We start from the raw sequence: 10,143 nt of genomic DNA on the forward strand, positions 1-10,143 counted from the left end.
AGTATCCGGCGACCAGGGAGCTTACGCGCTCTATAACGCCGGCGGTGCCAACGGCATGCTGAATGTAAAGCGTGTTTCATCCTGTACGGACGTCACCGCGAGCGTGCCGCCATGTGCTTTCGCGATCTCCGACGCAATATACAGTCCCAAGCCGAGCCCCTGCTGGGACGGGCGAACCTCCCCGCGATAGAAAGGCTGAAACAGCCGCTCCATGGCCTTTTCCGAAATTGGCTGACCGGCATTCGCAACGGACAATTCAAAGCTTTGATTCCGCACCTGGCCCTCGACGCGGATAGGCGCATCCGGGGCGCCGTGGGTAATTGCATTGCCGAGCAAATTTGAGAACAGCTGCGCGATACGCGGGGCGTCGCAGTGAACCGGCGTTCCAAGGTCGAAATGCGCTTCGATGGCGCGCTCAGGATGCGCTGAGGCCAACTCGGCCACGACCTGGTCGAGCACGGGTTCGAGGGCCTGGAACGCGCGTTGGCCCAGCGTCAGGCCGCCACCCATCCGGCCCCGGGCAAAATCCATCACGCTGTCGATCATCTTTGCCATTCTCGCGACGCTGTTTTGCATCATGGCCTCGAATTTGACCGCCTCCTCTGGCGATCTGACTCTCAACATCATGCGGGCCCCTGCCGATAACGAGGCAAGCGGGTTACGAAGGTCATGGCCCAGCACGGCGATGAACTGTTCGCGCAGTTCGGCCGTTTCACGCTCGGCCCTGAGGCTTGCTTCCGTCAGGATTCTGAGCTGTTCGCTCTGCTGGCGCGCAGCTTCGGCAGCGGCGCGTGCATCCAGCAACTCGCGTTCGAAACGTCGCCTATCGGTCGCCCGGAAAATCGTGAGTCGCGTGAAGAGAAGTCCGCCAGCTTCGTCGCGCCGCTCAACCGCATTGGCAAGCACGGGAATGCGGTTTCCCGCTTTCGTCACCATGTCGATCGCAAATTCGTTGAAGAAGCCCTGCATGCGCAGCAGGGGACGGACATGAGTTTCGAAGAAGATGCCTCCTGCCACGTTGAGCAGATCGGTCATCGGCTTTCCGGGTATTTCCGCCGGCTCATACTCAACCCAGGTCGCAAGGGTCCGGTTGGCCTTCGCGATCCGCGCGTCGGGGCGCAGGGAAAGGTATCCGCAAGGCGCGTTCTCGTAGAGGTCGTCGAGGTCTTCGACCGAAGCCGGATCGCGGTCGTGGCTGGGATCAGACAAATGCACGGATCGCCGCGATAACTTCGTCAGGCGCGCTCAGGTTCGGACAATGCCCGGTTGCATTGAGCATCACCAATTCGCTGCGCGGTATTTGCTTTTGCACGTATTCACCGACTTGCTGGCCGGCGATGATGTCCTCGCTGCACTGAAGCACAAGCGTTCGCGCCGATATTCTCGGCAGATCGGCACGGTTGTCCGACATGAAGGTCACGCGGGCGAACGCCTTGGCGATCTCCGGATCGGTGCGGCAAAAACTGTTGGTCAGTTCCTCGGCAAGTTCCGGGCGGTCGGGATTTCCCATGATGGCCGGCGCCATCTGCGCAGACCAGCCCATATGGTTTTCTTCCAGAAAGGACAGCAATTCTTCGATCTGTTGCGCGCTAAATCCGCCCTTGTACCCATCATCGTCGATGTAGCGGGGAGAAGGGCCCACCATGATGAGACTACCGAACATGGCAGGATCCTGGAGCGAAGCCAGAGCCCCGATCATCGCACTCACCGAATGGCCGACGAATACTGCATTCTCCAGACGCAGCTCGCGACCAATTTGGAGCAAATCGTCCGCGTAACCTTGGAGACTTGAGTATCGCGCGGGATCGTAGGCGTTCAAGTCTGAATGTCCGGCCCCGACATGATCGAACAGAACAGTTCTATAGTCGCGCTCAAATTCCGGAGCAACGAAGCGCCACATGTTCTGGTCGCACCCAAAGCCATGAGCAAACACCATGGCTCTTGGACCGCTACCGCGAACCCGGACGTTGTTTCGCTTTGCAACTGACATGGATGTTCCTAGGTACGAGCGTTGGCGGCCTTCATATTCAAGCCTTTGGTCCGTAATCAGCTACCGGCAATGCAGATGGCATTCCGCCGGTGGCGGCGCCGGCCGCTGCACCGACCGCCGTCGCGGCCGACCACCCCGCCGCAACGACAGGTTCTAGACCCGCGATCGCCGATCGCGATGGCTAACGCGTCAGAAGACAGTCGGCTTTGCTTCATTTGCTTCCTCGACGTTTCTGTTAGCCAACGCGGACCTCGCGATCGCCACTTCGTCGATTGCAGACATGACTACACCGGTTGCGGTCTGATGGATCATGTGACCGGTTCCAGGAACGCGGTGAAAACTGCTTTGGGGAATATCGCGGTGCAACCGTGTCGATTGCGCATCAATGTCAACCAATCGGTCTCCCTCCCCTGCGACGATGACCACGGGCATCTTCAAATTTGCGTACTCGTCGCGAAAGTAAAATGCATCCGGAATCATAAGTGCCGACTCCGCGGCTGAAGCGCGAATCTGAGAAGGACGAAGGGCCATTTCTTTCGGAAAGCCCTGAAACTTCTTAGGCACGGACCGTGGACCAAAGATTTTTGCCATCAAGAGCGGCCACATAACCCGGCCTAGAATTGGTGAGATAGTGTGCCCCAGGACATCGCCCACCAAAGGCACGGCTGGAGCGGATAACGCAACCACGTCAGGACGCAACGTCGGATAGTAATATCCCGAGGCAAGAACCAGGCCTTGGACCAGGTCCGGATATTTAAGCGCCAGCGCGACTGCGACAGAAGCGCCCCACGAGTGCCCCAATACGATTGCATCAGAGACGCCCAGCCGTTGGAGTGCGCTGTTAATCAGTTCAGCCTGTGCCGCTGGAGTCCAGACAACATTGCGCGGCCGAGCGCTGTGACCGAAGCCGGGACGATCGAAAACGATGACGCGATACTTCTTGGCGGCTAAATCGATCAAACCGCTGGATTCGAAATCCTGTATCATGCTGCCATTGCCGTGCAGCAGGACCAGCGGCGTGCCTGCGCCACGTTCGACATAGTGGAGCCGGACGCCGTTTACCTCCAGGAATTGGCCAGCGGGACGATTGTCGTTTTCAGCATTGCTGGCCAGGCGGCGGTTCACCAAGGCCAGTATAGCCAAAGCTCCTGCGGTCGCGGCTGCAGCTGCTACATAAGGATGCGCCTGGGCGATCATACGGCCTTTATTGGCAAGGGACCTTAGCGAGCGGGTCTGGAGGTGGGCTGCGGTCATCGTATGCACTCAAGGGGGCGTGCACGAAATCCGGGAGAATCCAAGAAGTGTTGCCGCGCAGAATGAACAGTCAGCACTCAGGTTCGTTCCTCGCGATCAGGGCTAATCTGGTGCCGGATTGAAGCAACTGACAACACCGCAACTCAAGCGACCCGGGGCCATGGTACCCACAGCCTGAGTTGGGTGTTAGCAGACGCCCTTGCGGCTCTGGACGATCTCCGCTTTGCCTCGCCTAGCAGAAATCGCGGAGAGGCGGGCCAAAGGTTTAGAGCGCAGACGGGTCGTTTTACGCGTGACAAGGCGACATAGCGGAAGGCCGGCAGCGTGAGCGCTGCGAATCGCCTGGAGCCAAGCGAATGCTTGTTACTCTACCAGCGCAAACAGCGGACTCGCGCCCCCGCTTAATGTCCGTTCGCCGGCACGCAGCAGCCATTGCCAGCGGCGCTCCGAGTAGAGACGGAGTGCCGCCGCCAGTTCTACCCGCAGGCAATCTGAAAATTTTCGACCAATCTCGGCAGCGTCTCTACCGTCAAGCGCGACGCGCTCAGGAACGCCGCGTTCCCTTGAACAGCCCCTTGAAGGAGCTATGGCGCAGCAATCCTTCGGACGTGACGTCGCGATACTCGACGTCCGCCATGAACGACGGCTCGACCCAGGTGGCTTTTGGTTTGCGGACGGGCTTGGTCAACTTCGATTTGGGGCTGACGACCTCGTTCAGCTTGCGGCGGATTTCCGCGGACATCCATCGTTGCGGTCGGAGATTATGGGGCGTCCGCATCCTTGGAGATAATGCCCTCCCAGCTCAGCTTGCAGGCGTGCTGGAACATGTCCCGCCCGTCGATGACGAGGTGGTCGCTGTAGACCACTGGGCTCTTCAACCCGGTCTCATCAAACAGCATCTTGAGAACCCGCTTGCGTTCAAGCTGCGGAGATCTCCGAAGGTCGAAGCCTTCCAGGAAGAGGAGATCGAACGCGTAGAACGCAAGATGCCGCTGCCGGCCAGCTGCGACCTCGGCCTGAAGCTCAGAGAAGTTGGCGCGGCCATCCTTGATGACGACCACCTCGCCGTCGAGAACTGCGCGCTCGGCAGGAATGTCGAAAGCATTGACGATGATGCGGAAGCGCTTGGTCCAATCCAGCCCGTTCCGGTAGACGGTCACCCTGCCCTTGTTCAGGTGAACCTGCACCCGGTAGCCGTCATATTTGATTTCGTGAATCCAATTGTCGCCGACCGGCACCCTACGCTTGAGCGTGGCAAGCTGGGGCGGTATGAATCCCGGCATGTTCGAAGGCTTGAACCTTCGATCATCCGCGCAATGAAGCGAGCCTGGGTACGCTTAGGCAGTAACGCAACTCATAAAATGCCCGCCGCACTTGAGGGCAACGGCGGGCATTTACTTAATTCCGGTGGATTCCGAACAATCAGGGGACGCGGTCCTTCCTGCTACCACCAATGCTATGGTGCTTAGCATCCTTTACAGATGCTCTTGATCTTCTGGTCCACTTTCGAATTTTCCGCGCGGATTTCTGCGTCTCCCGGCAGCGATGGCCCGGGCGTGACCGTTCCGTCGATCCGCCCAGAGTTCGTGCCGCCAGCCCTGTTGTCTCTCGTGCCAGCAGTGATTGAACCACGGGGTGATGCGGCGCCAGTCGTCGAACCCGACGAATTGGCGGTACCGAGGGAATTCGTTCCTGGAGCATCCGGCACCTTGGCAGCATTTCCAGCTCCGCTCGGATCGTTAACTGAATTGTTCAGTCCACCGGAGTTTGCTGGCCCTGATGGCACGCCGCTGGTGGCCGCCGTCCCAGCCCCAGTTGAGCCCGCGTTCGGCGAGCCTGCCGCGCTTCCAGTGCCAGCCGTCGGTCCGCTGGCCGCGCCACTGGCCGACGCTCCACCAGCCGAGCCGCCGGCCGATCCTCCAGAACCGCCTCCGCTACCTCCACTCTGAGCAAGGGCGGAAATTGGCGTGATCAGCATTGCAACCACCAACAGCTTTATCGGGATCTTTTGCATTGCAACTACTCCGCAAACACTCTGCAGACCAACGTTGCCCGAATTCATTCTGTTCCTATTGGGGCTAGCCCTGGTCTGCAGTTCACGATTAACGCTCGTACAATCCGGAGGAACGATCCGCGCCCGACAGCGTAGGGATGGGGTGGCGTCGCCTGAACAGATGCCCCGAGGACCCCAGTCTTGCGCCGTCAATCTCGACTTCCGGGGCCGGAGCCACCTTGAAGTTGCGTATGCATCGTCGGAACGACCGCTTTTACTCCAGTGCCGACGTCGAAAGTCGTACTTCAGAAGTTATGGATCGGCGTCCGCTTGGCCTCTAACAGCGGACGTCGATTAGGCCAAGCGCACAATCCGGTTAGTGCCATGGTTGCCGTGGGCACCTATGGGTGGATCGAGACCGCTGGGACCTCGGAATCGACACCGCCTGAGAGACCGCTGATCAGCCTGCCATTAACTGGCGCGGATCCTCTCGATCACATCCTCGCGGAACGCGTGCTTGTCCCGTCGTGAAGCCGACGGTTTATTGCCCGTGCCAAGCTCCACGACACGAATGGCATGAGGGGAACTTGCTGGGTCCGTTCGTGTTTTCGTGTGAGGCGGAGCACAATGCATAATTTGCCTACAGCATCAGGGCTTCCATCACCAAGCCAGGGCCGCACGGACCCGGTCGCGTCTCGCGAACTGGACATTGTAAGAGTTGCGGCCGCCCTGGTGTCAGGCGCGGTTATCCTTGCTGCCCTGTATTTCGGCCGTGAAATACTCATACCGCTCGCGATCGCATTCCTGATCACATTCGCTCTGAGCCCGCCGGTCACTTGGCTGGCCAGGCTCGGCCTGCCCAGGCTGCTCGCGACGAGCCTCGTCATGGTAACCGTCGGGTGCGCTCTGGTTGGACTAGGCATCATTCTCGGCGCACAGGTCCGTTCGATCGCCGTCGAATTGCCGGCCTATCAATCGACCATACTGACGAAGTTGGCGGACCTGCGCCAGAATCTCAAAGCACCCGGATTGTTCGACGGCGTGCTGAAGACCGTCGAACGTGTACAGAAGGAGGTCGAGTCAAAGGACGATAAGCCCGCCGAAGGCCCGCCCCCACAGCGCGTCGAAATCGTTCCCATGCCGCAAACGCCGTTCGAGCAGGCATTTGCCTGGCTTGTGCGGTCAGCGGAGCCTCTGGCCACGGCCGGCATCGTTTTGATCTTCGTCTTTCTGGGGCTGCTTGATATTGGCAACCTTCGCGACCGATTTTTGCGCCTGTTGGGTGGAAACTTCCATCGTTCGACGGATGCTATTCAGGAGGCCGGCGCGCGTATCAGCAGATATCTTCTGATGCAACTACTCGTAAACGTCAGTTACGGCGTGCCGCTGGCTCTCGGGCTCTGGATCATCGGTGTGCCAGGCGCCATGCTGTGGGGCGCCCTAGGCGCGGTCATGCGCTTCGTCCCCTATGTCGGCCCGCTGATTGCTGCGATCTTTCCAGTCGCGATCGCTTTCGCCGTCGACAATGGCTGGAGCATGTTGCTCTGGACCGTTGCGCTGATCGTCATCCTAGAGTTGATAAGTAACAACATTGTCGAGCCGCTGCTATATGGTTCCAGCACCGGCCTGTCGGCCATCTCCCTGATCGCCGCGGCGATATTGTGGACAGCGCTCTGGGGCCCCGTGGGGCTGATCCTCTCCACCCCCCTCACGGTTTGTCTGCTAGTCCTCGGACGCAATCTGCCGCAGCTGCGCTTCCTCGACACCATGCTTGGCTCGACACCTGCACTAGATATTCCGGCCCGCATCTATCAGCGGCTGATTGCAAATGATGCCGACGAAGCCGTCGAGATCGCAAGCACCGAGATCGAAAAGTCTTCGGTCGTATCATTCTACGATGCAATCGGCATCGAGGTCCTTCGTCTGGCAAGCGAGGAGTATCTCCAGAACGCGAGTGCCGAGCACCGCCTGCGTCTGGCGAGCGGAATGGATGCGCTGCTCGACGATCTCAAGGAACAATACCCCTCATCCCTGAGCTCGGAGGCAACGCCAACGGTCCTGTGCATCGGCGGAAAATGGGAGATCGATGCTCTCGCCGGCGAGATGCTAGCTCACGCGCTTGCTTTCGAAGGAATCGCCGCGACGTCTCAACCCCCTGCAAGTGTCAATGCTGACTATCTGGCCAAGCTTGATCTGAAGGGCGCGGACCTTGTCTGCCTCAGTTACTTTACGTCGAATCCCGCCATTCCCGCTCGTCACGCTTGCCGGCGTCTGCGAAGACGATGGCCGACTCTGCGCATCGTTCTGGCGCTATGGAACGCGCCGGCGGAACTATTGACCGACGAATCCCTTGAAACGCTCAAAGCCGATGCGGTCGTGACTTCAATCGAGGAGGCCGTTCGTCGTATTCACCGCATCGTCGACCCTGAAGAAGCGAAAGCAGCCCAACGAGCCTCTGTGCCTGACAACGACGCAGCGCGTGTCGACGCGCTGAAAGCGACCGGGGTCCTGGACGGAAACAAACGTGACGCTCTGGATGCACTCGCAAAACGCGCGGCCGAAGTATTTGACACCAGCGTTGCCGTGATCACCACTATCGATAAGGACCGCGAATACTTCGTCGGACAAAGTGGAAAATTGCCGGACGCCATTACCGATGATGCAGGCGCGCTGCTGCCGATGGACCGCGAACACGCGATCTGCAACTACGTAGTAGCCGACGACGAGACGCTGGTGGTTTCGGATATCGAGCGCGACCCGCGCTTTGCCGATAACCAGACGATCGAGCAATGGGACATGCGGTTCTACGCCGGGGCGCCGCTACGCGCAGCCGACGGCCTGGTAATCGGAGCGCTATGCATTCTCGACTCCGAACCCCGCACCCTGAAGGAAAGCGACGTCGCATTGCTTGAAACGATGGCCGCCGACGTCGTAGCCACCATGACAACGAGTGATGCGGAAGAAGAAGCGTCGGTTGAATCAGCACCTGCTGCCTCATCGGGAACGGCCGGTCAGAAAGTGCCTCCGTAGCCTGAGCAGCGCCAACTCCAGGTTCTGAAGACGGAAGGCTGGCTTATGATGAAAGTGTCTTCGCAAAAACGGTTTGCCCGGGAGTTCGAAGGGACCTCCCGACCTTAGGACCTGAAGACGCTGCCGCTTGGCGGGCCCAATTCCCGGTGAATCGGTGTGCGGGTGATGAGGCGGCGTGCCGTCGGCTCCTCGCGCATAGCGCACGATGTCTTTGCCGAGACAGGTGGGGCTAACGCCGGCGAAACACGCGCGGCCATGGCGCAATATTCCGGTACTGACTTAAGGACAGCCGCCAACGGGCAAACCATAGAAAATCATCTGACCGGCGATGCCGCGGTCCTTCATCCAGCGTGCAAAGCGCGTCCAGGACCGCGGAGATAGCTTTCTGTCCTGGCTGATAATCTGACGCGGTCATGAACATCGTCGCGACCACGCCGCTGATAGCTGCGATCACGGCCTGGGATCGCTCTCCAGAGACGATGGCGCTGCGACCTTCTGACTAGAGAGCAAGAACGTGCTGTACAGCATCACGACAAAGATCTACCGTCGAGCGATAGGGGTGGCCGTTGTTCGCCTTGAAGCTGTCCATGAAGCGGTGACGTCCGAAGTCGCTGCTCGTCCTCGTAGCGGCAGCTTGCGTGCCATCGGAAGGCGCAATCTCAATAGGCTGGATGTTTTTGCTAAGCGCGGATGCAAGCGGCATCCTGCGGCTGCGAACGCGCTCGTGCGCGCAAACAACAACAAAGGAGACCATCATGAGAATGCCCGACATTTTGCAAGGTGAGGCGCGGACCCGCTTTCTCCAGGGTATCGCGTTCGGCGCTGTTGCTGCGGTGGCGATCGGATTCATGTGGGGCGGCTGGGTCACCAGCGGCACCGCCAAAACCATGACCGCCATGGCAGAGAGCAACGGCCGGATGTCTGTCCTGGTCCCGATCTGCGTCGCGCAGTTCACCGCGGCCGACGGCGCCGTCGCCAAGTTCAAGGCGGCGGGTTCCTATAAGGACAACGTCATCAGCGAGTACGTCAAGACCGTTGCCGCCACGAGCATGGACTATTCATTCGCGAGGGCCTGCGCCGCCGGCGTCGAAGCCGAACTCTCGAAGACGGCGACGAAAGAGCTGAGCATCGGTTCGCCAAAACAGGGGTTGCAGTGAAATGAACGGACAAAGATCCGGACGGCGGTCCTATCTTGTCTATGGCTTGCTGGCCGTCATCCTGTTCGGCGGCTATGTGCTGGTCAATGGGGTTCAAACCGACAGCTCCGCAACCATGGCCCCGACTCTGACATTCAATCGCTGACGTCTCGCGCGATTTTCCTTTCAGAACTACACCGGCAAGCCGGCTACGGGTCGTTCGCGTCGTTCTGACGGAGGGCCGAGCACTTCCGGTCTACCCGATAAGCAGACAAGTTCAGAGTCTGTCGGCATGTCTCAAAGGTGCCAGATTCGGACTCATGCACCGCAGCAAACAGCGAAAATTATTCGATCACTTCGTCGGCGCCGGTGAGCAGAAGATGTGGGACCAGGATTTCGCTGAATTGGCCCGAGTGACGGAGTAGATTTCCTGAAAGCAATTTGCTCATGAGCGACAAAGATCACCCCCAACGTCTACTCCGTTGCGGTAATGCAACCGGAACACGCCGTCGACGGCGTGCATTTCGGCTGGCTTGATCAGTTTCGAGTGCGCGCCCAGGTCGGCACCATCTCCGCCGACGGCGACGCCGAGATCGGCAAGTTCCTGGCTGACGCCATGAAGAAGGTCGGCAACGAGGGCGTCATCACGGTTGAGGAAGCCAAGTCGCTCGAGACCGAACTCGACGTCGTCGAAGGCATGCAGTTCGACCGCGGCTACATCTCGCCCTACTTCGTCACCA

General features: G+C 59.5%; 8 protein-coding genes and 1 pseudogene. 4 read left to right on the forward strand and 5 right to left on the reverse strand.

The annotated features are described in order from the left end of the window. Positions 1-30: 30 nt before the first annotated feature. The 5 genes from CQ13_RS14455 to CQ13_RS14470 form a co-directional block, all read right to left on the reverse strand. On the reverse strand, positions 31-1,209 hold the full coding sequence (locus CQ13_RS14455; protein ID WP_057843504.1) for a PAS domain-containing sensor histidine kinase: 1,179 nt from the start codon (positions 1,207-1,209) through the stop codon (positions 31-33). Further along, the gene (locus CQ13_RS14460) at positions 1,202-1,990 is read right to left on the reverse strand and encodes an alpha/beta fold hydrolase (RefSeq protein ID WP_057843505.1); all 789 of its coding nucleotides are present in this window, start codon (positions 1,988-1,990) and stop codon (positions 1,202-1,204) included. The genes CQ13_RS14455 and CQ13_RS14460 overlap by 8 nt, the downstream gene beginning before the upstream one ends. Positions 1,991-2,179: 189 nt before the next feature. Next, the gene (locus tag CQ13_RS14465; protein WP_057843506.1) at positions 2,180-3,244 is read right to left on the reverse strand and encodes an alpha/beta fold hydrolase; all 1,065 of its coding nucleotides are present in this window, start codon (positions 3,242-3,244) and stop codon (positions 2,180-2,182) included. Positions 3,245-3,788: 544 nt separating this feature from the next. Then, positions 3,789-3,986: an ATP dependent DNA ligase gene (locus tag CQ13_RS45630; RefSeq protein ID WP_245309178.1), complete on the reverse strand. Its 198-nt coding sequence runs from the start codon at positions 3,984-3,986 to the stop codon at positions 3,789-3,791. 19 nt (positions 3,987-4,005) lie between these two features. Next, positions 4,006-4,527 carry an ATP-dependent DNA ligase gene (locus CQ13_RS14470; RefSeq protein ID WP_245309179.1) on the reverse strand — a complete coding sequence of 174 codons (522 nt, stop codon included), beginning with the start codon at positions 4,525-4,527 and terminating at the stop codon, positions 4,006-4,008. A 1,337-nt stretch (positions 4,528-5,864) separates the two neighbouring features. Between CQ13_RS14470 and CQ13_RS14475 the strand changes: the two genes are divergently transcribed. The 4 genes and pseudogenes from CQ13_RS14475 to groEL form a co-directional block, all read left to right on the forward strand. Then, positions 5,865-8,267, forward strand: a complete 2,403-nt coding sequence (locus CQ13_RS14475; protein WP_082637467.1) for an AI-2E family transporter — start codon at positions 5,865-5,867, stop codon at positions 8,265-8,267. A gap of 755 nt (positions 8,268-9,022) precedes the next feature. Next, positions 9,023-9,424: a hypothetical protein gene (locus CQ13_RS14480; RefSeq protein ID WP_057843557.1), complete on the forward strand. Its 402-nt coding sequence runs from the start codon at positions 9,023-9,025 to the stop codon at positions 9,422-9,424. Position 9,425: 1 nt separating this feature from the next. Continuing rightward, positions 9,426-9,569: a hypothetical protein gene (locus CQ13_RS42950; RefSeq protein WP_156433670.1), complete on the forward strand. Its 144-nt coding sequence runs from the start codon at positions 9,426-9,428 to the stop codon at positions 9,567-9,569. 387 nt (positions 9,570-9,956) lie between these two features. Beyond that, a pseudogene (groEL, locus tag CQ13_RS14485) lies at positions 9,957-10,143 on the forward strand (chaperonin GroEL); the annotation flags it as partial.

The organism is Bradyrhizobium retamae (genome assembly GCF_001440415.1).
In the GTDB taxonomy this organism is placed as follows: domain Bacteria; phylum Pseudomonadota; class Alphaproteobacteria; order Rhizobiales; family Xanthobacteraceae; genus Bradyrhizobium; species Bradyrhizobium retamae.

Excerpts from the sequence above, each read along its gene's own strand:
- CQ13_RS14460 (WP_057843505.1), bottom strand. The coding sequence starts at position 1,990 with ATGTCAGTTGCAAAGCGAAACAACGTCCGGGTTCGCGGTAGCGGTCCA.
- CQ13_RS14465 (WP_057843506.1), bottom strand. The coding sequence starts at position 3,244 with ATGACCGCAGCCCACCTCCAGACCCGCTCGCTAAGGTCCCTTGCCAAT.
- CQ13_RS45630 (WP_245309178.1), bottom strand. The coding sequence starts at position 3,986 with ATGTCCGCGGAAATCCGCCGCAAGCTGAACGAGGTCGTCAGCCCCAAA.
- CQ13_RS14470 (WP_245309179.1), bottom strand. The coding sequence starts at position 4,527 with ATGCCGGGATTCATACCGCCCCAGCTTGCCACGCTCAAGCGTAGGGTG.
- CQ13_RS14475 (WP_082637467.1), top strand. The coding sequence starts at position 5,865 with ATGCATAATTTGCCTACAGCATCAGGGCTTCCATCACCAAGCCAGGGC.
- CQ13_RS14480 (WP_057843557.1), top strand. The coding sequence starts at position 9,023 with ATGAGAATGCCCGACATTTTGCAAGGTGAGGCGCGGACCCGCTTTCTC.
- CQ13_RS42950 (WP_156433670.1), top strand. The coding sequence starts at position 9,426 with ATGAACGGACAAAGATCCGGACGGCGGTCCTATCTTGTCTATGGCTTG.